Raw genomic sequence first — 22,777 nt, 5'->3', positions numbered from 1 at the left:
AGTTTGATGAATGCGGGGTGAATTTGAAACTCAACTTGGCAAGACGCGTTTTCTTGACCCGAACCGTTGCCCCCCGCATCAAGTTCGGGGCAGGCGTTCGCTCGAAAACGCTGTTAACCGCAGGCCCAGTCGAACTCCATCGTTTCGAGATCGAGCTGAGCGTTGCCGCCGCCGAAATTGAAGCCGCCGAAATGCTCTTCGATTTCGAGATAGGTCGCGCTGTACTTCGGCGTCCATTGGCAGGGAAACATCGTGCCGCCGAGATGATTGCGCCCGGACAGCCGCTCCAGTTCGAACCGCTCGGCGCCCTTGCTGTAGGGCGCGATGTAATCGCCGAGTTCATCCTTGTGCAACAGCTTGTCGCGCGGCGGACGGCCGACATTGGGATCGCCGTCACGCACCGCGACCGCAATGCCGTAGGCGTGGTGGCCGATCTCGGGCACGCGCCCGAACAGCCGGTACCAGTACTTGTTGGCGATCTCATCGACGCTGTCATAGCTGGCGATCTGAAGATCGAAAACCGCGCGCGCCGAACCGCTCTCAAGCCAAGGCGGCGCCGGATTCGCTTGCAGCAGCGCGTTGCCGGCGAGGCGAGGGGGCTGACACAGCGGTCCTGCGAACTCGGCTTCCGTCAACCAGATCGCTGCGAAATTGTGGTCGATGACGTCTTTCATCCGGAATTCCATCCGGTGCCGGTTCTGCTTGTAGAGCCAGAACGGCAACAGATCGGGATCGGCCGGACGGTCCGATGCCTCCGACGTGAGATATTCGGCGATCGTCTCGACTTCGCTCGGCTCGTCATGCTGCTGATCGGCGAACATCGTGAGCGCGACATAGTCCGCGCCTTTGGTGCGATACTGCTCGGGCAGCTTCAGCGTGAAGCAGGGCTGCATCGGAAAGCCGTCATACGGGCTGAGCGGCCATTGGCTCTCGCTAATTCCGGGCGGCAGGCCGTAGCACCAGCCGTGATCGGTATTGGTCCCGCGGGCGGGCGCGGTCTTGAGGAGTTCGAGGTCGTAGGCGGTGGTTGGCGGCGTCAGGCTCATGCGGGGGTCCTGTTGGTGCGAGCCCTGTTAGTGCCTGGTAGCGTCGCCGCGGTTCAGCCTCAGCAGGCATGCGGCAAAAAAAATCCGGCTGCGATGCAGCCGGATTTTGTCCGTCGAATGATACAGGGCGTCTGGCTTCAGCAGGTCGCCTTGCCGCAGCGGGCGATGCTGATCTTTTCCTTGAGGGTCTCGACGCCGACTGCGCCGATCACGACCTGCTTGCCGATCACATAGCTCGGGGTGCCGTTCATGCCCATGGCCTCGGCGAGCTTCATGTTCTCCTCGAGGGTGGCGCGGATTTCGGGGCTTGCCAGATCCTTTTCGAGCCTGGCCATGTCGAGGCCGGCTTCCTTGGCGACCGCAAGCGCGCGGGCCTTGTCGGCGGCACCGCGGCCGGTGAGCAGCTTCTGGTGGAAGTCGAGATATTTCTTTCCGGTCGGATCCTGCATCCGCACCGCGACCCCGACCTGGGCGGCTTCGACTGAACCTGTGCTCAGCACCGGGAATTCCTTAAGCACGACCTTCAGCTTGGGATCGCCCTTCATCAATTCCATCATGTCGAGCATCGCGCGCTTGCAGTAGCCGCAATTGTAATCGAAGAACTCGACGAAGGTGACGTCGCCGTCCTTGTTGCCGAGCGTCACGTTGCGCGGCGAGTTGAAGATCGCATTGGCGTTCTTGGCGATGCTGGCCTGATGCTTCTCGGCTTCGGCGGCGGACTGGCGCCTGGTCAGTTCGGCCATCGCCTCTTCCAGCACCTCGGGATGGGCGATCAGGTACTCCCGGACGATGTTCTCGATGTCTTTGCGCTGGACATCGGAAAAGCTCTGCGCGGAAGCCGGCAGCGACGCGCCGCACAGGGCGATCGCGAACAGGGCGGAAGCAAGGTGACGGAGCAAAGGCATCGGTAAATCCTTGGGTGGCGAGTTCCGGGCCGTTCTCATGAAGGCCGGCACTTGGAATACGCTTGGTGTCCAGGTTCGGTTGTCGTGCAACTCAGTTTATTTCCGGTAGCGGCGCTAGTTGCTTCTTTGGCCGGGAAGCGGTTTGGCGCTCACAATATCGTCAGCTTTGACCCATCCCGGGGTCCCGATCGCGAACCGCGTCTTGGCTCGCGAGGCGAGGTCGCGCGCGGTCTTGTTGTCGCCGCGGAGGTACGCGGCCTGGGCCGATGCCAGATCGGCCTGCGCGTAGTCGCCCTTGCGGCCATAGGCCATCGCGAGCTGCATGTAGCCGATCGGGGCTTCGGTCTCGCGCGCCAGCGCCGCGCGCAGGATGGCGATCGCCTCTTCAGTGTAGGCCTTGTTGTCGGACGCCACCAGCGCCTGCCCAAGCAGCATCTCGATGAGCGGGGCGTTGTTGGAAAGCTGTACCGCCTTGCGCAGCGGCGCGATGGCCTCGGCCGGCTTGCCGCCTTCCAGCAAAGCCTGTCCGCGGAGTTCGTAGAAATAGGCATTGGCCGGTTGCAGCTGGATCAGGCTGTCGATCTGGGCCAGCGCGCTGCGCAGGTCGCCATGCAGATAGGTGGTGATGGCGCGCGCATAACGCGCGGGCACGCCGGTGTTGGACAGCGGATAGCGCCGGAAGACGGTGTCCTGCCGCTCCATGAAGCCGGAGATCTTGGCGCGCACCATGTCGTGGCGCATTTGCAGGGCGGGGTCGTCCTTCTTGTCCCAATAGGGGCTGGAACGCGCGAGCTCTTCCAGGGCGCGGACGCGCTCGGCCGGCATCGGGTGCGACTGCACGTAGGGGTCGGCGCCGCGCGCCGCGAACAGGCTCTCATCGGAGAAGCGCTTGAAGGTCTCAAACATGCCGCGGGCCGACTGGCCGGTGGCATTGAGGAATTTCACCCCGGCCTTGTCGGCGTTTTCCTCCTGCTGCCGCACATAGGAAAGCAGAGTGCGCTTGATCACCTCGGCGGGTGCCGACATCGCGGCGGCGCCGGCATTGGCCAGGCCGCTGTTGCCGCCACCGCGCGAGCCCGCCACCATCGCGCCGGCACCGAGCAGCATGGCGATGATCATCTGGGTCTGCGCTTCCGCCAGCCGCTCGCGAAGTTTTGAGAGGTGACCGCCGGCCAGATGGCCGGTCTCGTGCGCGAGCACGCCGATGATCTGGTTCGGTGTCTCCGATTGCATCATCGCGCCGTAGTTGACGAAGATGCGGCGACCGTCGGCAACGAAAGCGTTGAAGACGCCTTCGTTGATAATCACCATCTGGATGTTCTGCTTCTCCATGCCGGCGGCGCGCAGGATCGGCCTTGTGTAGTCGCGCAGCAATTGCTCCGACTCGGTGTCGCGCAGCACCGGGGGGCCCTTGTTCTGGGCCGCCGCGAGCGTCGGCGTCATGACAAGCGCGGCCGCCGTGGCGAGGGCGGTCAGTTTCAGCGTCGTTTTGCGGTGCGCATGGCGGAACAACATGAAGCGATCTATTGGGCGTTGGCGGCGGAACTGGCAGTCATCGGCGCTCGGGCCGAGCAGCCCTGATTAGATCAGAACCGAACGCCAGTCTCTTGTTTTGACGCTTTTTTTCTTCCCGCGGACCAGTATCCACTTGGCTTGAAAGCGCTATAAGGAGCCACCGAATACGGCCAGTCTGGGGCGGTAACGGGCGCCGGAACTCGAAATCGGGCTTGACCGATCAAATTGCAGATAGCGATGCTCGAATCGACTCTTAGGGACGCTGCGAACACCCTGCTAACGGCTTCCAGCCGGAGCGATGTTCCACCTTTCATGGTGATGGACGTGATGGCGGCGGCGGCCCGCATCGAGGCGGCCGGCGGCCACGTCATTCACATGGAGGTCGGTCAGCCGGCAGCGCCCGCTCCAAAGACCGCGCTGGCGGCGGCGCGTCTTGCGCTCGACGACGGCCGGATTGATTATACCTCCGCGCTCGGCATTCCCTCGCTGCGGGCGCGCATCGCCCGGCACTACCGCGATACTTACGGCTGTAGCATTGATCCTGAGCGGATCGTGGTCACCACGGGCTCGTCGGGCGGCTTCATCCTGGCCTTTCTTGCGATGTTCGAACCGGGCGACCGCGTGGCGGTGACCGTGCCCGGTTATCCGCCGTACCGGCACATCCTCACCGCGCTCGGCTGCGAGCCGGTGCTGATCGAGACCACGAGCGCGACACGCCACGCGCTGACCGGCGAAGCCTTGCTGGCGGCGCATCGCAAGACGCCGCTCAAGGGCGTGCTGGTCGGCAGTCCCGCCAATCCGACGGGAACCATGATGTCGCGGGAGGCGCTCACCAGCCTGATGGCGGCGGCCGAGAGCGCCGGCATTCGCTTCATCTCGGACGAGATCTATCACGGTCTCGATTACGCGTTCCCGGCGGTGTCGGCCGCCGAGTTGTCGCCGCAGGCGCTGGTGATCAATTCATTCTCGAAATATTTCTGCATGACCGGCTGGCGCGTCGGCTGGATGGTGGTGCCGGAGCCGCTGGTGCGGCCGATCGAGCGGTTGCAGCAGAACCTGTCGATCTCGGTGCCTACGCTGTCGCAGATCGCAGCCGAGGCCGCGTTCGAGGGGGCGGCGGAAATGGAAGCGATCAAGCGCGGCTATCAGGAGAACCGCCGCATCCTGATCGATGGATTGCCGAAGGCCGGCCTGACCAATTTCCTGCCGGCCGACGGCGCGTTCTATCTCTATGCCGACGTCTCGCAGTTCACATCCGACAGCTTTGAATTCGCCAGCCGGATGCTGGAGAAAGCCCACGTCGCGGCCACGCCGGGCGTCGATTTCGACCCGATCCACGGACGCGCCTTTGTTCGCTTCTCCTATGCGCGCTCTTCCGACGAGATGCGCGAAGCCGTGGCCCGCATCGCGAAGTGGCTCGGGTAGGGCGCATCAGCCACCATCACTCATCCATATCTGCCATCTAATCGGGGAACCATCTTGTCCGACACATCTCAGCCTGTCGCTGCACCGCATTTTCCGCTCGCCGCCGTTCTGTGGCCGCATCCTGCAGATCGCTCCGGTCTGTTGCGCGGCGTGATCCTGGTTGCATTGGGAACCGCGCTGCTGACCCTGTCGGCAAAGGTCAACCTGCCGTTGCCCTACGTGCCGATGACGCTGCAGACGCTGGTCGTATTGATGATCGGGGCGGCCTATGGCTGGCGCCTCGGCAGCGCAACCATCGTGGCCTATCTCGCCGAAGGCGCGATCGGATTTCCGGTATTCGCGGGCCCCACCGGCGGTCTTGCGCCGTTGCTCGGTCCCACGGCCGGGTATCTCTACGGCTTCGTGGCGGCGGCCTTCGTCACGGGATGGCTGAGCGAGCGTGGCTGGGATCGGTCAGTACCCCTGCTTTTCGTCGCCATGGGACTCGGCCACGTCATCATTCTTGCGGCCGGGTTTGCCTGGCTGGCATTTGGCATCAAGCTCGGCGTTGAAAAGGCGTGGCTGGTTGGAATAGCGCCGTTCATCGCGGCGTCGCTGATCAAGAACGCGCTCGGCGCTACGCTCATGCCTTTGTTGCGGCGCCCATTCGACCGCCGCTGACCGATCAACCCCGCAGCAATGCCCCTGATTTCCGCTGGCTGAAATAATTTTGGCTATGCTAGCGGGCGGAGGTGTGGCAGAACGCCGCAGGTTGAACGGGAATATACGTCATGGCGGCAACGATTGCGGCTGACGCGCCGGTGCGAGCAGGCAAGGCCTGGTACAAAATCCTCTACGTCCAGGTGCTGATCGCCATCGTGCTCGGTGCGCTGGTCGGCTGGCTGTGGCCGGCGCTCGCGACCAACGACTGGATCAAGGCGCTCGGTGACGGCTTCATCAAGCTGATCAAGATGGTGATCGCGCCGATCATCTTCTGCACCGTGGTGTCGGGCATCGCCCATATCCAGGACGCCAAGAAGGTCGGCCGCATCGGCATCAAGGCGCTGATCTATTTCGAAATCGTCTCGACCTTTGCGCTGGTGATCGGGCTGCTCGTCGGCAATCTGGTCAGGCCGGGCCACGGCTTCGGCGGCGCGATGGCTGACGCGGCCAAGGTCGCCGGTTTTGCCAAACAGGCCGAGGCCCAGAAGTCCGTCGATTTCTTCCTGCACATCATTCCCGACACCGTCGTCGGCGCGTTCGCGCAGGGTGAAATCCTGCAGGTGCTGCTGTTTTCGATCCTGTTCGGCTTTTCGCTGATGGCGCTTGGCAAGCGGGGCCATACGATGCGTTCCTTCATCGACGACGCCGCGCACGCGGTGTTCGGCGTGATCGCAATCGTGATGCGGGCCGCGCCGATCGGCGCGTTCGGCGCCATGGCCTACACGATCGGCAAGTTCGGCACCGGCGCCATCGTGAACCTGATCGGGCTGATCGCGACCTTCTATCTCACGGCGGCGCTGTTCGTCCTGGTCATGCTCGGCACCATCGCGCGCATGGTCGGATTCTCGATTCTCAAGTTTCTGTCCTACATCAAGGACGAACTCCTGATCGTGCTCGGCACCTCGTCGTCCGAAAGCGCGCTTCCGTCGCTGATGGAAAAGCTGGAGCGGCTCGGCTGTTCCAAGTCGGTCGTCGGCCTCGTGGTGCCGACCGGCTACTCGTTCAACCTCGACGGCACCAACATCTACATGACGCTGGCGACGCTGTTCATCGCGCAGGCGCTCGGTTTCGATCTCACGATAGGCCAGCAGATTACTATCCTGCTGGTGGCGATGCTGACCTCGAAGGGCGCCTCGGGCATCACAGGTGCGGGCTTTATCACGCTGGCGGCGACGCTCGCCGTGGTCGATCCGCGGCTGGTGCCCGGCATGGCGATCGTGCTCGGCATCGACAAGTTCATGAGCGAGTGCCGCGCGCTGACCAACCTCTGCGGCAACGGCGTCGCCTGCGTCGTGGTGTCGTGGTGGGAGGGCGAACTCGATCAAGAGAAGCTGCACGCCAATCTCAACAGGCAGATCGATCCGACCGACATGGAGACGGCGCTGACGACCGATTGACGATCGCTTTTTTGAGGATCGCGTTGTTGCAACAAAAAACCGCCCGGTGTTGCCGGGCGGTTTTTCCGTTTGAATTCAGGTCGTCCTTACTCGCCGCTGCCGAAACGCCGTGACCACCAGCCGGCCTTGCGCGGCGCGGCTTCGCTGGCCGCGGCAGGCGCGGGTTCAACAGGCGCGGGAGCAGGGGCCGTTGCCGCCGGCTCCGCCTCGCTATGGCTGACGGCCGGTGCGGGCTCGGACGGGGCGCTGGTCAGGAACGAGACTTTTTCGCGCACGGTCGAACGCCGCCGCGCGGCGGCCCGGTCGGCCTCCTGTGCGGTTTCCTCGGGCGTCGGCGTCGGCGCGCTGCTGACGGTTTCGGGCGAGGCGTGTTCGGCGGGCTGCCACTGCGGTTGCGGCGGCTGCGAAACGGGCTCGGGTTCGACCAATGTCGGCGCCGGCTCGGCCGAGGGGCCGTCGAAATCGGCAACCGCGCTGGCGACTTCCGAAACCGGGGTCGGTCCGAGTTCGTCCGAGATCGATCCGGCGAGACCATCTTCCGGTCCGCTGCCACGCCGGCGGCGTCCACCGCGACGTCCGCGACGGCGCGGGCGGCGCTCGCCGTTTGGTCCCTGTTCGCCGCGCGCAACAGCACCCTGTTCGTCGCCCTCGTCGTCGTCGGCTTCGCCGTCGTCGGCAACCGTGACCGCGCCATCAGCGCTTTCGGGTGCAACGCGCAGGGCGTCATTGTCGTCGCGCGGGGCTGCCCCTTCACGCGGCTCGCCACGGCCGCGGCGGCGCCGGCGGCGCTTGCGGCGGTGGCCGTCGGCTTCGCTTTCACCGGCGACTTCTTCGCCGCCGGCGGCTTCCTCGGTCAGGCCTTCGGTTTCTTCGGTCTCGACTTCACCTTCGATGTCGAACGGCTCTTCGTCGTCATAGGCTTCCTCGACCTGGGACGGGAACGCCGCGGCCTGCGCCGCCAGCAAGGCCTTGGCGGCTTCCAGCGTGTGCACCTGTTCGCCGCGATCGATGATGAACGATTGCTGGCCGGCCACCGTGGGATCGGCAACGATCGCAAGCGTGACCTTGAAGGCGTTTTCGAGATCGCGCAGATGGCCGCGCTTGTGGTTGAGGACGTAGAGCGCGACGTCGGTGCGGGTGCGCACCACCAGATTGTGGGTCGCGCCCTTCATCAGAATTTCTTCGATGCCGCGCAGCAATTGCAGCGCCACTGACGACACCGAGCGGACATGGCCGCTGCCGCCGCAATGCGCGCAGGGCTCGGTCGAACTCTCCAGCACGCTGGCGCGGATGCGCTGGCGCGACATTTCCAACAGGCCGAAATGCGAGATGCGGCCGACCTGGATGCGGGCGCGGTCCTGCCGCAGGCAGTCGCTTAGCTTGCGCTCGACCGCGCGGTTGTTGCGCTTCTCGTCCATGTCGATGAAGTCGATGACGATCAGGCCGGCAAGATCGCGCAGACGCAGCTGCCGCGCGACTTCCTCTGAGGCTTCGAGGTTGGTCTTGAGCGCGGTGTCCTCGATGTGGTGCTCGCGGGTCGATCGGCCGGAGTTGACGTCGATCGAGACCAAAGCTTCGGTCTGGTTGATGACGATGTAGCCGCCCGAGCGCAGTTGCACCGTCGGCGAGAACATCGCATCGAGCTGGCTCTCGACGCCCATCCTTGAGAACAGCGGCTGGCCGTCGCGATATTGCCGGACCGCCCGCACGTTCGAGGGCATCAGCATCTTCATGAAATCGCGGGCTTCATCGTAGCCGGCCTGGCCGGCGACCTGGATTTCGTCGATTTCCTTGTTGTAGAGGTCGCGCAGCGAGCGCTTGATCAGCGAGCCTTCCTCGTAGACCAGCGTCGGGGCCTGCGACTTCAGCGTCATGTCGCGCACGGTTTCCCACATGCGGATCAGATATTCGAAGTCGCGCTTGATTTCGGGCTTGGTGCGCGAGGCGCCGGCGGTGCGCAGGATGATGCCCATGCCCTCGGGCACGTCGAGATCCTGCACCACTTCCTTGAGCCGCGAACGGTCCTGGGCCGAGGTGATCTTGCGGCTGATGCCGCCGCCGCGGGCGGTGTTGGGCATCAGCACGGCGTAACGGCCGGCCAATGACAGATAGGTGGTCAGCGCCGCACCCTTGTTGCCGCGCTCTTCCTTGACGACCTGCACCAGCATGACCTGGCGGCGCTTGATGACTTCCTGGATCTTGTACTGGCGGCGCGGACGGAAGGCGCGCTCCGGCACTTCCTCGAGCACATCGTCGCCACCGACGGATTCGACGACTTCCTCTTCGGCATCGTCGCCATCGTCTTCATCATCGTCGTCTTGCTCGTCGCCTTCCGGCGCGGGGGCACGATCCTCATGGGAGGCGGCGGCGTATTCCTCGCCGGCATACTCGGCGCGCGGCGCGTCATCGGCATGGGCGGCGTTTTCGAGCGCGTGTTCGTCGCCGTGCCGTGCATCGTGCGCCGGCTCGTCGTGATGCGCATGAACCTCGTGGCTTTCGGCGCTGGCCGTTACCTCTGCCGGCGCGGCGACGGCCTCAACCGGTGCCGCATCGGATTGGAATGAAGCTACCGGGGCTTCGGCCGCGGCATGATCAGGGGTGTTATCCTGGACGTGTTCTTGGACGCGATCTTGGGCGTGCTCTTCGAGGTGGTCTTCCTGGGGGCGACCCTGTTCATGCGAATGATCGTCGTGATCATGCGCAACATACCCATGATCGTGGCCGTGGTCGGCTGTATCGGCGGGATGGTGATCGCCATCATGGGCGCGGGCTTCGTCGGGGTGTGCGCCTTCATGCAAGCGCTGCGCCTCGCCCTCATAGGGCTGGGCGGCCTGCGCCGGATCGATCGCGGCGTTTTCGACGACGTCGCTCTGGACCCGTTCGCCATGGCCGCGGCGGCGGGCGTTGCGGTGGCGCGAACGGCCGCGGTGACGGTTGGAGGAGCGGTTCTCGCTCTCTTCCTCGGCCTCGCGATGGGCGCGTTCGTCGGCCTCGATCAGCGCCTGCCGGTCGGCGACCGGGATCTGGTAATAGTCGGGATGGATTTCGCTGAAGGCCAGGAAGCCGTGGCGGTTGCCGCCATATTCGATGAAGGCCGCCTGCAGCGACGGCTCTACGCGCGTGACCTTAGCGAGGTAGATATTGCCGCGCAGTTGTTTGCGCTGGGCGGTCTCGAAATCAAATTCTTCGACGCGATTGCCGCGGACCACGACGACCCGGGTCTCTTCCGGGTGGGTGGCATCGATCAACATCTTGTTGGGCATTTTGGAGCTCTTGACGGCGGCGGGCGCGGTGCATGGCGCGCGCATATTGCGCGGCCCGGTGACGCGACGGTCCACCTGATTCGGGGGTGAGGGGAAGGCCAAAACGCAAACCTTGGCGCCGCGCCGAACGGGGAGCCACCGGAACAAAACGACGTGCGAAGCTTTCGCTTCGCGTCGGCGCGATCGTTCCGTGGATCCTGGTCGGCAACACAGTCTGGCGCATCAAGCGTCGGCCCGTCTGAACATGTTGGCGGCAAAATTGACCGCCGTGTCTATCGCTGAAGGCCCGGCGCGGCGCATTCGCGCTCGCCGGCCATCGCATATCGGACCATTTTGGGGTCCAGATAATCAGTTCTGCCGTGTCTCAAACCGTCCCTGGAGCAAGATAGTACCTTGCAAGTTAGTACCTGGGATCGGACGCCGCTCGGGCTCGAAACCGCCTCTCCGTGTCAGCCGCGCGCAGCGCTGGCTGGTGGAGGGATCGGGAAAGACGCAGGTCCCTTCGACTTGGAAGGTTCCGGCGCTGCACCGGGAGGCTGAACGCGACACAACCGGGAGTATTAGCCGTCAGCACCTCGTACATACGTGGATTGCCCGCCGGGTGCAAGGGAGCGTCAGGGAGCGTCAAGGGCAGCGTCGCAGCACGGCAACACTCATCCCTTTTCGCTTTTCGACCCTTAAGCTTCGATTAACCCTGTGGTTCTAATGCGGTAAGAGGGCTGCCTCGGAGGCGTCGAATCGTTGGCTAACCGCGCAAATCACCGGGTTTTGCTGGGGTGCGGCCTGTTGTGCGCCGCAGCATTGGCGTGTGCCAATTTCATCACCCCGAGCGCTGCGCAGGGGCCTTCGCCTGGACCGGCTGCGGCAAGCGCCTCGAATTTTCCGGTCGCCTCCGATGCAAGGCTGGCCGGCGACAGCAAACAAACCCGCTTCGTCCTCGATCTCGACAGGCCGATCCAGTTTCGCGCCTTTGCGCTGGCCGATCCCTATCGCGTGGTCGTCGATATTCCCCAGGTCAGCTTCAAGCTGGCCGCGGGCACCGGCAGCACGGGGCGCGGGCTGGTCAAGGCGTTCCGCTATGGCCTCGTCATGCCGGGCGGTTCGCGAATCGTGTTTGACCTGACGGGACCGGCCAAGGTCGCCAAATCCTATGTGCTGGAAGCGGCCAACGACCAGCCGCCGCGGCTGGTGCTGGAGCTGGAAGAGGTGGACCGGACCGCCTTCGTGCAGTTGCTGGCGCCCGAGAATCGCCCCGAACTGCGGCCGGCGATTGCTTCCGCCAATGCCGCAGTCGGGCCGGACGATGCACCGGCGGCGGCAAAGCCCGCGCAGGCGCAGGATACCCGTCCCCTGATCGTGATCGATCCCGGCCATGGCGGCATCGACAACGGCACCCAGGCCGGCGGCGAGATGGAAAAGAATCTGGTGCTGGGATTTGGCCTCGCGCTGCGCGATCGCATCGAGAAATCAGGCAAATACCGCGTCGTCATGACCCGTACGGACGATACGTTCATTCCCTTGAACGACCGCGTCAAGGTCGCGCGCACCCAGTCGGCCGCGCTGTTCGTCTCGATCCACGCCGACGCCCTGCCGCGCCGGGAGGGCGATGCCCACGGCGCCACCATCTACACCTTGTCCGACAAGGCCTCCGACGCTGAAGCCGAGCGGCTGGCCGAGGCCGAGAACAAGTCGGACGCCATTGGCGGCGTCAATCTCACCGACGAGCCGACCGAAGTCGCCGACATCCTGATCGACCTCGCGCAGCGCGAGACCCGAACGTTTTCAAACCGGTTCGCCCGCATCTTGATGGGCGAGATGAAGACCACGGTGCGGATGCACAAGCACCCGTTGAAATCCGCCGGCTTCCGCGTCTTGAAGGCGCCGGACGTGCCCTCGGTGCTGGTCGAACTCGGCTATGTCTCGAACAAGGGCGACCTTGAGCTCCTGATGTCGGAGAACTGGCGGAACAAGACCGTCGGATCGATGGCGCAGGCGATTGATGCATTTTTCGCCAAACGGCTGGCAACCGCCGGACCCGGCAAATGAAAAGCCGTATGAAAATGCTGATTAAATGCACGCGATGCTGTGAAGGAAGCCCTAGTTTGGCCACAGCGGCAGCGGTATAGAAAACTACCGCAGGGTCTTCGGAATCGGCCATTATTGTCCGTCGGCCCCTTTATTGTTGGTACGCGCAACGACGGGTCCGTCGGGCGAGGGCTTGAGCGCTTCGATTTGCGCTTGGATTTTGATGGCAAGGCAGACGCCGCAAGTCACGGCGCAAGGGTTGGAACGGAACTTCGATCATGCGCTTGCTGGTGCGGTTTTTGGGATTCTTGTTCGCTGCCGGAACCGTGGTGTTCCTGGTGGGCGTCGCCGGCGTCGCCGGCGCGATCTGGCATTTCTCCAAGGACTTGCCGGATTATTCGCAGCTTCAGGATTATGAACCGCCTGTGATGACGCGCGTGCACGCCTCAGACGGCGCGCTGCTCGGCGAGTATTCCAAAGAGCGCCGACTCTATCTGCCGATCCAGGCGGTGCCGAAACTCGTCATCAACGCGTTCCTCGCCGCCGAAGACAAGAACTTCTACGAGCATGGTGGCATCGACTTCACCGGCATGGCGCGCGCGGCGGTGCTGTATGCGCAGAACTACGGCTCCAACCGCCGGCCGCAGGGTGCGTCGACCATCACCCAGCAGGTCGCAAAGAACTTCCTGTTGACCAATGAGGTCTCCTTCGCCCGCAAGATCAAGGAAGCCTTGCTGGCGATGCGTATCGAGCGCGCCTATTCGAAGGATCGCATCCTCGAACTCTATCTCAATGAAATCTATCTCGGCCTCGGCGCCTACGGCATCGCGGCGGCGTCGCTGGTCTATTTCGACAAGTCGGTGAACGAGCTTACGATCTCGGAAGCCTCGTATCTGGCGGCGCTGCCGAAAGCGCCGGCGGCGCTGCATCCGGTGCGCAACCGCGACCGCGCGATCGAACGCCGCAACTACGTTGTCGATCGTCTCGTCGAAAACGGCTGGATCAAGCAGGCCGATGCCGACAAGGCGCGCAAGGATCAACTCCTGGTCACCAGCCGCGGTACCGGCGCGCATATCTTCGCCGGCGAGTATTTCGCCGAGGAAGTCCGGCGCGACATCTTCGAACGTTACGGCGAAAAGAAGCTCTATGAAGGTGGCCTCTCGGTCCGGGCGACGCTCGACCCGAAGATGCAGGTGATGGCGCGCAAGACCATGGCGGCCGGCATGGTCAATTACGATGAGGCGCAGGGCTGGCGGGGTGCGCCAAGCAAGCTCGACATTACCGGCGATTGGGGCGTGAAGCTGGCCGACGTCAAGGCGCTGAGCGATATCTCGCCCTGGCGGATGGCTGTGGTGCTGGAGACCAGCGACCAGTCGGCCCGGGTCGGTTTCCAGCCCGGTCGCGAGCTCGGCGGCGCCGTCGCCAAGCAACGGCAGACCGGCATCATCACCATCGATGGCGTCAAATGGGCCAAGGCGGCGTCGGGGCCGACCAAGGGCAGAACGCCGACTTCGGTCGCGCAAGTGCTCGCACCGGGCGACGTGATTTATGTCGATCCGCTGTTCGGCAAGGACGGCAATCCGGTGGAGGGGCAGTATCGCCTGCGCCAATTGCCTGAAGTGTCGGGTGCGATGGTGGCAATGGATCCCTGGACCGGCCGCGTGCTGGCCATGGTCGGCGGATTCTCGTTCGACCAGAGCCAGTTCAACCGCGCGACGCAGGCGTACCGGCAGCCGGGTTCCTCGTTCAAACCGCTGGTCTATTCAGCGGCCATGGACAATGGCTACACGCCGTCGACCGTGGTGGTCGACGCGCCGATCGAAATCGATCAGGGGCAGGGCGCCGGCGTCTGGCGCCCGGAAAACTATTCGTCCGGCAAGTACAACGGTCCGGTGACGCTGCGCAATGCGCTGCGGCAGTCGCTCAACACGGTGACGGTGCGGCTGGCGCAGGACATCGGCATGCCCCTGATTGGCGAATATTCGCGGCGCTTCGGCGTTTACGACGAACTGCCGAACTATCTGTCCTATTCGCTCGGCGCCGGCGAAACCACGGTCATGCGCATGGTCACGGCCTATTCGATGTTCGCCAATGGCGGCCGCCGCGTGAAGCCGACTTTGATCGATCGCATCCAGGACCGCTACGGGCACACCATCTACAAGCATGACGCGCGCGAATGCCGCGGCTGCGACGCGCCCGGCGGCTGGAAGAATCAGCCCGAACCGCAACTGGTCGACCGCCGCGAGCAGGTGCTCGATCCGATGACGGCCTATCAGATCACCTCGATGATGGAATATGTCGTGCAGGCCGGCACCGCGACTGTCGTGAAGGAAGTCGGCAAGCCGATCGCCGGCAAGACCGGAACCACCAACGATGCGAAGGACGCGTGGTTCATCGGCTTCTCGCCGGACCTCGTGGTCGGCATCTATGTCGGCTACGACAAGCCGCGCACCCTCGGTGGCAAGGCGACCGGCGGTGCGCTGGCCGCGCCGATCGCACGCGACTTCCTCAAGCTCGCGCTCGCCGACAAGGCCGCGATCCCGTTCAAGGTGCCGGCCGGAATCAAGCTGGTTCGCGTCGATGCCAAGAGCGGCATGCGCGCAGGTCCCGGCGAAGGTGGCCGGACCATCCTGGAAGCCTTCAAGCCGGGTACAGCTCCGCCGGATAATTACTCCGTCATTGGCGTGGCCGATGCCGATGGGCGCGCCCCGCAGGGATATCAAGGCGGATATCAGGGGGGATACCAGTCGCCCGACTCCGGCCACATCATGCGGCCCGGCGGGCTGTACTAGGCTCGTTGGTGTGAAGAAACCGCTTGGGACCGAACCCCAGGCGGATTGCGCTTTGTGAGAGACGCCGCTACATCCCTGCGAACACTAACTCTATATGTTGACGCGTTTTCTTCACGCGAACCAGTACCCACTTCGCTTGAAAACGCTATATTAGCGGTTTGCACCGCAGATCAGAGACACCATGCGCGCCGAAGTCGAACGCCTCGTTGAAGAGATCAAGCAGTCAGTCGGGCTGCTGAGGAGGCATCTTTGACGTTGAACAGTCCACGGCACGGCTAGCCGAGCTGAACAAGCTCGCCGAAGATCCCAATCTCTGGAACGATCCGCAGAAGGCCCAGAAGCTGATGCAGGAGCGCACCTCGCTGGAGGATGCGCTGCAGGGCATCGGCAAGGTCGAGCGCGAACTCAGCGACAATGTCGAGATGATCGAACTCGGCGAAGCCGAGAACGATGCCGGTGTCGTCACCGAAGCCGAGAACGCACTGAAGGCGCTGAAAAAGGAAGTGGCGCGCCGCGAGCTCGAGGCGCTGCTGTCGGGCGAGGCGGACCGGTTCGATTCCTATCTCGAAGTCCATGCCGGCGCGGGTGGCACCGAAAGCCAGGACTGGGCCGAGATGCTGCTGCGCATGTATACGCGCTGGGCCGAGAAGCACGGCTTCAAGATCGAATACCTGGAAGAGACGCAAGGCGAAGAAGCCGGCATCAAATCCGCCACCATCCAGATCTCGGGCCACAACGCCTATGGCTGGCTCAAGACCGAGGCGGGCGTGCACCGGCTAGTTCGGATATCGCCGTACGATTCCAACGCACGCCGGCACACCTCGTTCTCGTCGGTCGCGATCTTTCCCGTGGTCGACAACAGCATCAAGATCGACATCGCGGAGTCCGACGTGCGCACCGACACCATGCGCTCCGGCGGTGCCGGCGGTCAGCACGTCAACAAGACCGAATCCGCGGTGCGGCTGACGCATATTCCGACCGGCGTCGCCGTGGTCTGTCAGGCCGGCCGCTCGCAGCACAAGAACCGCGCGCAGGCCTGGGACATGTTGCGCGCGCGGCTCTACGAAATCGAGCTGAAGAAGCGCGAGGAACAGGCCGCGGCGGATCAGGCCGCCAAGACCGATATCGGCTGGGGTCACCAGATCCGCTCCTACGTGTTGCAGCCCTACCAGATGGTCAAGGATCTGCGCACCGGTGTGCAGACCTCGGACACGTCGGGCGTGCTCGACGGCGATCTCGATGAGTTCATGGCCGCGACGCTGGCACAGCGTGCGTTCGGCACCTCGCCCGGTTCGGTCGAGGATGTGGATTAACCCATGACAATTTGCCCATGACGACAGTCGCTTTCATCGGCCTCGGCCGCATGGGGCACGGCATGGCGGGCCGCTATCTCGATGCCGGCTTTTCGGTTGCGATCTGGAATCGCAGCAAGGCGAAAGCCGAAGATCTAATCACGCGCGGCGCGCGCTGGGCGGCCTCACCGGCAAACGCGGCCGATGGCGCGGATGCCGTCGTCACCATGGTCGCCGATGACGGAGCGTCTCGCGCCGTGTGGCTCGGCCAGGATGGCGCGGCCGCGAAGATGAAGCCCGGCACGCTGGCGATCGAATGCTCCACGGTGTCGTACCAGCACGCGCTCGACCTGGCGCGTGAACTGCGCGGGCGCGAGTTGATCTACATCGATTGCCCCGTCACCGGCCTGCCGAGCGCGGCGGCCGCCGGGAAGCTGACGCTGCTGGTTGGCGCCGACACAGCTGATCTCGATCGGGCAAAACCATATCTGGCGCCGATCAGCGACATAGTCCGGCACTTTGGCGCTGTCGGCACCGGCACCGTCTTCAAGCTGATCAACAATCTGATGGGCGCGGTGCAGATCGCAAGTCTGGCCGAAGGCATCGCGATGGCCGAGCAGGCAGGGCTGGACATGAACCTCGTGGCGGAAGCGCTGGCGACCGGCGCGGTCGCGAGCCCGCAGGTGATCCGCCATTCAAAGCGCATGGTGGCGCGCGACTTCTCCGGCGCGTCGTTCACGGCGGCGCTCCGCCACAAGGATGCCGCCTATGCGGTGCAGTTGGCCGAAAGCCTGCTGGCCCGAACGCCGCCGGTCGGCCGCGCCGCGGTGGAAGCCTATGCCCATGCCAAGGCCGAGATGCCCGACGACGACGAAGGCAGGATGATCGAGATCGTGTCGCGCCCGAAATAGGCGCGTACGTGTTCGGAAATCGGGTGGGCAAGGCTCGCGGGCCGGAATAGATCTGCGCCGAATGCAGATATGAGCCGTACATGACCACCGCCGACAACCGGATCGACGCCCGCGACTGGTCGCTGCTCGGCGTGCTTTCGATCCTGTGGGGCGGCTCGTTCTTTTTCAACGGCGTGGTGCTGCGCGAATTGCCGCCGTTGACACTGGTGCTGCTGCGCGTGGCGCTGGCCTCGATCATCCTGCTGCCGCTGCTATGGGTCTACCGGATCGATTTTCCAAAAGGCATTGCAGGCTGGAAGCCGTTCTTCGCGATCGGGCTTTTCAACAACGTGCTGCCGTTCTCGCTGATCGTGGCGGGGCAGACGACGATCCCGAGCGGGCTGGCCTCGATCCTCAACGCCACCACGCCGTTGTTTACCGTTGTGGTGATGGCGGCGGCCGGTGAAGAGAAGCTGCAGGTGCGGCGGATCGCGGGCGTCGTGGTGGGCTTGATCGGCGTCGTCATCCTGCGTGGCTGGAGTTTGGACGGCGACGGATTCTGGAGCGGGCAGGGCATCGGCATCCTGCTCTGCCTCGCCGGCGCGTTCAGCTATGGCCTGTCGGCGCTCGTGGCGCGACGGCTGCTGTCGAACTCGCCGCCGCTGGGGACGGCGACGTTTCAGTTGCTCGCTTCGAGCGTCATGATGGTGATTGTCGCCGGCTTCGTCGAACGCCCCTGGCAATTGCCGATGCCAGGCGTTGCGACGTGGCTTGCGGTGATCGGTCTGGCTGTCCTGTCGACGGCGCTGGCCTATATCGTGTTCTTCCAGATCCTGCGGCGCTCCGGCGCCACCAATGTCATGCTGGTGACGCTATTGATTCCGGTCACCGCCATCGTGCTCGGCTATCTGGTGCTGGGCGAGCAGATTTCGCCGCGCGAGATCGCGGGCGCGCTGGTGATCGGCAGCGCGCTGCTGTTGATCGACGGGCGGGTGCTCGGGTTGGTTCGACGGCCGGCTGCCATAGGATAGATGGCGCTAGCCGTTGTTTTCGGTGAATTTCTTGTAGATCCAGCGCCTGCCGTCATGGCGCCGCCAAACCTTGCCGGTCAGCAACCGTCCGGTGATGGATCGCCGAGGAATGAAAATCTTCCGCAAGTGCCAGACTTCGGCCCAGGCGGGCTTCGGACTGAGGCTCAATATTCGTAACCGCTCCTGGCTTTCCGCATGCATGGCGCGCGCTCACGATTTAACGAGGCCGCCGGGCGGAAAATGATCGCCCGACGGCGAAGTTAACAGGGGTTGGAACGAACAAATCGTCCACTGCATGCACGATAGCCCGCGGCGGTCGTGATGCAATTGAAGTCGCTGGTTAAGCTAACCTGTCAACCTTACCGGCGGCTCTTCCATTGCGCGAACCAGCTTGAAAATCTTCCGTTGTCGCGCTCGCCGCCGTGCCAGGCGGCATAGACCGCGCCGTTGTCTGCCACCAACACGACGGCATCGAGGCCTTTGGAACGGCGCAGCGTGTCGATGGCTTGCTGCGGCGTTTGCGCGATTGGACCTGCGACATTGAAGGACGTGTTGACGGATATCTCGACGCCGATGTGACGGCCGAGCGCCTTCAGATAAGCGTGGGTGAGGGGATCGTCATCCGCATTGACGATCTGAATCCGGCCGGTGCCGTCGGCATGAATCACGGCCGGAATCTTGTCGCGTGCGCCCGGCTTCGATTGCGCCGTCAGCACCATGTAATTGTAGGCGTTGTAACCGGCATCGGAGGCGCCCGGCAGCAGCTCGAAATATTGGTGGGCAGCTTCCAGCGTTGCCATCGGCGCCAGCGGGCGGATCGCCTCGCGGTATTTGACGCGCTCGTTGAGCCGCTCTCGCGCGTTGTGGTCACAGGGATTGGCGAGGATCGAGCGGTGGCCGAGCGCGCGCGGTCCGGTCTCGGCGGCGCCCTGATAGAGCGCAATCACGCCGCTCTGCGCGACCACAAACGCCATCAGATCGGCGATAGCGTCGCGTCCATCCGCGGTCGAGATATCACCAATGCGTTGCGAGGCGATATCATCGGCTCCGAGCGCGCTCGCAATGGATTCATTTGACGGCGGCAGGCCGCAATAGAACGCATGTGTCATCGGCGCGCCGCGCGGGGCGCCCGCCAGATGCGCGAACAGCCACGCCGCGCCGATGGTGACGCCGGGATCGCCGGGCACCGGCGGCACCCACAAATGCAGGCGCGCGTTGCGCTGCTGGGCGCCGGCGAACCAGGCTTCATTGAAATGTTCGAGCAGGCGCATGTTGCCGATCGCGTTCAGCGCCACGCCGCCGGTCAGCACCAGCCGGCTCGCGCCTGTGACGCGCAACAGGTGATCGACGACGTGGATCATGGCGTCCTCGAACACCAATTGCGTCGCGGCGGCCTTGTCGAGGCGATCCTTGGTGTCGGGACGGTGATGGATGTCCTCGACACGCAGCACCGCGTCGGGATTCCAGAGCTGCTCGGGCTTGAGCGCTGGTCCAAGGATGTCGGTGAGCGCCGTCTTGTAAGGGTTGTCGAACGGGTCGCAATACCAGTTGGCCATCGCGCGGTTGAGCCTGACTTCGCCGGCTTCGCCGAAGTGCAGGACGTTTCGCAGCCGCGCGTAATACGGATTTGTCGCGCGGTTCATGTCGCCCCAGGCGGCCGCGCCCATATAGCGGCCCTCGCTGGAGAGCCAAGTCCAGCCGCCCTGCGTTGAAGAGATCACGCTGTAGAACGCACCCAATGAATCGAACATGCTGTCGTTGCAGTAGAGCCGGCGCATCTTGCCGTGCTGGACGACGTACAACGAGATCGACCCCTGATCGCCGGTGCCATCGAGCACCGCGACCGCCACCGGCTCGCCGTCGTCGGCGAAGGGCGATGCCGCATAGGAAAACCAGGCATGGTTGTCGTGATGCGGCAGGCAGATCAGCGGCAGGCGTTCGGAAAGCCCCATTTGCTTCGCAAGGATCTTCGGCGTGCGCGTCATCTGGTCGAGACGTCGTCCGTCGAAGCCCGCGGCTTCGGTGGTGCGCAGCAGCTTGAGGCTTTGCGGGATTTCTTCCAGCACCGCGCGTGCCAGTGTTCCCGCCAATGTCGGGTAGTCCCAGCTGGTCAGCCAGGCGTCGATATCGGCGATGTCGCGCCCGATGCCACGCAAGGCTGCAACCATCGCATCGACAGAGGCGCGCGGATATTCCGTCGTGTGCTTGTTGCCGGAAAAACGTTCTTCCTCGTTGTTGAGGATCAGGCGGGGGCCATGGGCCTGCGTTACCTCGACCAGCGCCACGCCCGAATTGTGCGTGCCGGGCGCGCCGAGGCCGGCGAGATAGACCGTTTCCCCGCGCGCGAGCTTGTCGCGCACCTGCGCGATGCGCGCATCGGCAAATTTCGAGCCGAGCTGGTGAAAGCCGGCCGCGCCAAACGTCTTCGCCGCCAGCCATCGCGCGGCGCGGAATCCGCCGGCGGCGAGCTTCGGATGTCGGGGACCAATGCGTGTCGTCGGGTTCAATTCCAAGGGGGCCTTGCAGGGGAAACGTGTCGCCATGCATCAATCATAAAAGGCGGCGCGCAACAATGCTGTTTCATCCAGCGGAATAAGCGGCCGCTTGCCAGCCCGCGCGCGGCTTGCGACACTTTGCCGAACGACTTCTTTCCGATCGATCAGATGCAGCTGATGAAGTTCAACGGCATAAGCTGGGAGCTGTTCGGCGATATCATCGCGGGTGAGGTTGGGCACTAAGCCAGCATTGATTGGTTCAGCTCATCCTGCGCAGGGTCGAGGACGGGGTTTCGCCGAATTTCTTGCCGTAAGCGCGCGCCATGCGGCTGAGATGGGTAAATCCGAGTTCGAATGCGATCTCCGTGATGCTCTCGCCGGGGCGTGCGCTGGTCAGCCGGGCATTGAGGTGCGCCAGCCTGATATCGAGCAGCATCTGCGAAATCGACGTGCCGAAATGGCGGCGGAAGCCGATCTGCAGCGCGCGGATGCCGATGCCGGTGATTTCGGCGAGTTGGGCCAGATCGAGCGGCTCGGCGGCGTGGGCATGCAGGCAATCCCGCGCCCGCCGCAACGGCCGCGGCAGCGTTTCGGCGCGGCCGCCGAACACCTGCATCGCTACGCTCCGGCTGTGGTGCTGACCGTGGAGCAGGGCGCCGAGCAGCGCCTCGCGCAATTCGGCCGCGGCAACCGATGCCAGGCGGCGGCTGGGTCCGAGACGCTCGGCCAGATCGACCAGGTCAGCGGCCCCTGACAGCAGCTCGCGCCCGCAGGCCTGGTTGAGATCGATCGCCGGCGTAAACTCGACCGCACCCGCCGGCTTTCCTGAAAGCGCTGCGGCCCGCTGTTCGACCAGCCGCCGGTCCACCAGAAGGATGAGTTGGGCGCAATCGCCATCCCATGTCATCCGCGTCGGGATGGTCGGGGAAAGCAGCGAAGCGCGCGTGCCCGGGCTGCTTTCAACCTCGCAGGCCGCGGTTGCGATCCGCGCTGATCCGTGCAGCGGAATCTGCAGCAGAAAAAAGCGGTCGAGGCAGCCGGGATCGATCGATACCGATCCGCCATAGGCGACGTAGTTGATGGAGAACCCTTCGAAGGCGGCGCAATTGTGCAGGGCGTAGAAATCGGGCGCGGATGAGCGAACAGGCTTCAATTCATGGGGGCAGAAGATGCGTCCGATCGCCTCGGCGGCGGCATCGACATCGCCGGTCGATACGCGATTGAACGCGGCCAGCCTCGCGTCTTGAACCCTTTCCGCAACGGCTGCGCCCATCGTCCTCACACGGCCTTCGGGGTTGTTTGAACCCTATAATATCTCCGGGACGGGGTGCTTGGAAAGGCGGTTTGGCAGGGCACAGTGCCCGATCATTGCGCAGTAGGTGCTGCGATGATCGTGCGCCGCAACATCGCCCGTGCCGGCCAAAAGAAATTCTTGGGCGCCGATGGCGGATTCGTTTTGCGGCTAGACGGCCCGGCGGGTTCGCCGCAGCCTGCGCAAACACGACTGATTGATCCGGTCGGACAAATTATTCAACAGGAGACGGCACATGGCAGCACTCGAAAAGGGGATCACCGCTGATGGTACCGGCTACGGCGGCGTGACCTGGAATATCCTGGGCCAGGTCTATTTCCCGAAGGCGGTGACCGATTCCACCTTCGCCTTCGAGACCAACAGCGACCCCGGCCAGTTCGTGCCGGTCCATATCCATCCGACGCAGGATGAATTCATTCTGGTGCAGGAAGGCGAACTCGATCTCAAGCTCGACGGCGTCTGGGTCAAGGCGAAGGCCGGCGACCTGGTGCGGCTGCCGCGCGGCATTCCGCACGGTTACTTCAACAAATCAGACAAGCCGGCGCGCGCGCTGTTCTGGGTGTCGCCGATGCAGAAGCTCGAAGCGCTGTTTCACCGGCTGCACAACATGACCGACCCCGCGGAGGTGGTCCGGGTTTCCGCCGAGCACGAGGTGAACTTCCTGCCGCCCGAGGCCAACGAATAGCG

At 64.1% G+C, this 22,777-nt stretch carries 18 protein-coding genes; 10 read left to right on the top strand and 8 right to left on the bottom strand.

The features are described from left to right. Positions 1 to 113: 113 nt before the first annotated feature. The 3 genes from JQ558_RS12775 to JQ558_RS12765 all read right to left on the bottom strand — a co-directional run bounded on the left by JQ558_RS12775 (position 114) and on the right by JQ558_RS12765 (position 3,466). On the bottom strand, positions 114 to 1,046 hold the full coding sequence (locus tag JQ558_RS12775; protein ID WP_212293834.1) for a hypothetical protein: 933 nt from the start codon (positions 1,044 to 1,046) through the stop codon (positions 114 to 116). A 137-nt stretch (positions 1,047 to 1,183) separates the two neighbouring features. Then, positions 1,184 to 1,951 (bottom strand): DsbA family protein, encoded by a 768-nt coding sequence (locus JQ558_RS12770; RefSeq protein ID WP_212293833.1) that lies wholly within the window; start codon positions 1,949 to 1,951, stop codon positions 1,184 to 1,186. Positions 1,952 to 2,065: 114 nt separating this feature from the next. Next, positions 2,066 to 3,466 (bottom strand): M48 family metalloprotease, encoded by a 1,401-nt coding sequence (locus JQ558_RS12765; RefSeq protein WP_212293832.1) that lies wholly within the window; start codon positions 3,464 to 3,466, stop codon positions 2,066 to 2,068. A 237-nt stretch (positions 3,467 to 3,703) separates the two neighbouring features. Here JQ558_RS12765 and JQ558_RS12760 point away from each other — a divergent pair, with 237 nt between their 5' ends. From JQ558_RS12760 to JQ558_RS12750, 3 genes are all read left to right on the top strand, one after another. Next, positions 3,704 to 4,891 carry a pyridoxal phosphate-dependent aminotransferase gene (locus JQ558_RS12760; protein WP_212293831.1) on the top strand — a complete coding sequence of 396 codons (1,188 nt, stop codon included), beginning with the start codon at positions 3,704 to 3,706 and terminating at the stop codon, positions 4,889 to 4,891. 108 nt (positions 4,892 to 4,999) lie between these two features. Next, the gene (locus JQ558_RS12755; RefSeq protein WP_212293911.1) at positions 5,000 to 5,551 is read left to right on the top strand and encodes a biotin transporter BioY; all 552 of its coding nucleotides are present in this window, start codon (positions 5,000 to 5,002) and stop codon (positions 5,549 to 5,551) included. Between the two features lie 110 nt (positions 5,552 to 5,661). Further along, the gene (locus JQ558_RS12750; protein ID WP_212293830.1) at positions 5,662 to 6,990 is read left to right on the top strand and encodes a dicarboxylate/amino acid:cation symporter; all 1,329 of its coding nucleotides are present in this window, start codon (positions 5,662 to 5,664) and stop codon (positions 6,988 to 6,990) included. Positions 6,991 to 7,076: 86 nt separating this feature from the next. Here the strand turns inward: JQ558_RS12750 and JQ558_RS12745 are convergent, their stop codons facing one another. Continuing rightward, positions 7,077 to 10,253 (bottom strand): ribonuclease E/G, encoded by a 3,177-nt coding sequence (locus JQ558_RS12745; RefSeq protein ID WP_212293829.1) that lies wholly within the window; start codon positions 10,251 to 10,253, stop codon positions 7,077 to 7,079. 741 nt (positions 10,254 to 10,994) lie between these two features. Here JQ558_RS12745 and JQ558_RS12740 point away from each other — a divergent pair. The 5 genes from JQ558_RS12740 to JQ558_RS12720 all read left to right on the top strand — a co-directional run bounded on the left by JQ558_RS12740 (position 10,995) and on the right by JQ558_RS12720 (position 18,283). Next, complete coding sequence (locus JQ558_RS12740) at positions 10,995 to 12,299, top strand: N-acetylmuramoyl-L-alanine amidase (RefSeq protein WP_212206732.1); 1,305 nt, start codon at positions 10,995 to 10,997, stop codon at positions 12,297 to 12,299. Positions 12,300 to 12,556: 257 nt separating this feature from the next. Then, the gene (locus JQ558_RS12735) at positions 12,557 to 15,070 is read left to right on the top strand and encodes a penicillin-binding protein 1A (protein ID WP_212206734.1); all 2,514 of its coding nucleotides are present in this window, start codon (positions 12,557 to 12,559) and stop codon (positions 15,068 to 15,070) included. A gap of 181 nt (positions 15,071 to 15,251) precedes the next feature. Beyond that, positions 15,252 to 16,383, top strand: a protein-coding gene (gene prfB, locus JQ558_RS12730; protein ID WP_212206736.1) for a peptide chain release factor 2 whose coding sequence is annotated in 2 segments (ribosomal slippage) — positions 15,252 to 15,320 and positions 15,322 to 16,383 — 1,131 coding nt in all. Because the reading frame shifts where the segments join, the coding sequence is not laid out codon by codon here. A 17-nt stretch (positions 16,384 to 16,400) separates the two neighbouring features. Beyond that, positions 16,401 to 17,273, top strand: a complete 873-nt coding sequence (locus tag JQ558_RS12725; RefSeq protein ID WP_212293828.1) for an NAD(P)-dependent oxidoreductase — start codon at positions 16,401 to 16,403, stop codon at positions 17,271 to 17,273. 80 nt (positions 17,274 to 17,353) lie between these two features. After that, a complete protein-coding gene (locus JQ558_RS12720; protein WP_212293827.1) occupies positions 17,354 to 18,283 on the top strand; it encodes a DMT family transporter in 930 nt (309 codons plus the stop codon). 6 nt (positions 18,284 to 18,289) lie between these two features. Here JQ558_RS12720 and JQ558_RS12715 read toward each other — a convergent pair whose 3' ends face one another. The 4 genes from JQ558_RS12715 to JQ558_RS12700 all read right to left on the bottom strand — a co-directional run bounded on the left by JQ558_RS12715 (position 18,290) and on the right by JQ558_RS12700 (position 22,051). Beyond that, entirely contained in the window at positions 18,290 to 18,484 is a 195-nt protein-coding gene (locus JQ558_RS12715; protein ID WP_212206742.1) for a hypothetical protein, read from the bottom strand. A 158-nt stretch (positions 18,485 to 18,642) separates the two neighbouring features. After that, entirely contained in the window at positions 18,643 to 20,826 is a 2,184-nt protein-coding gene (locus JQ558_RS12710) for a carbamoyltransferase C-terminal domain-containing protein (protein WP_212293826.1), read from the bottom strand. A gap of 3 nt (positions 20,827 to 20,829) precedes the next feature. After that, complete coding sequence (locus tag JQ558_RS12705) at positions 20,830 to 21,018, bottom strand: hypothetical protein (RefSeq protein WP_212293825.1); 189 nt, start codon at positions 21,016 to 21,018, stop codon at positions 20,830 to 20,832. 19 nt (positions 21,019 to 21,037) lie between these two features. After that, positions 21,038 to 22,051, bottom strand: a complete 1,014-nt coding sequence (locus JQ558_RS12700; RefSeq protein ID WP_212293824.1) for an AraC family transcriptional regulator — start codon at positions 22,049 to 22,051, stop codon at positions 21,038 to 21,040. Positions 22,052 to 22,165: 114 nt separating this feature from the next. Here JQ558_RS12700 and JQ558_RS12695 point away from each other — a divergent pair, with 114 nt between their 5' ends. Next, on the top strand, positions 22,166 to 22,357 hold the full coding sequence (locus JQ558_RS12695) for a hypothetical protein (protein ID WP_212293823.1): 192 nt from the start codon (positions 22,166 to 22,168) through the stop codon (positions 22,355 to 22,357). Continuing rightward, positions 22,326 to 22,775 carry a cupin domain-containing protein gene (locus JQ558_RS12690; protein WP_212293822.1) on the top strand — a complete coding sequence of 150 codons (450 nt, stop codon included), beginning with the start codon at positions 22,326 to 22,328 and terminating at the stop codon, positions 22,773 to 22,775. The genes JQ558_RS12695 and JQ558_RS12690 overlap by 32 nt, the downstream gene beginning before the upstream one ends. Positions 22,776 to 22,777 lie beyond the last annotated feature (2 nt).

Origin of the sequence: Bradyrhizobium sp. AUGA SZCCT0160, assembly GCF_018130105.1 — a bacterium.
Taxonomy (GTDB): domain Bacteria; phylum Pseudomonadota; class Alphaproteobacteria; order Rhizobiales; family Xanthobacteraceae; genus Bradyrhizobium.
This window is presented reverse-complemented; position numbering and strand designations above follow the sequence as displayed.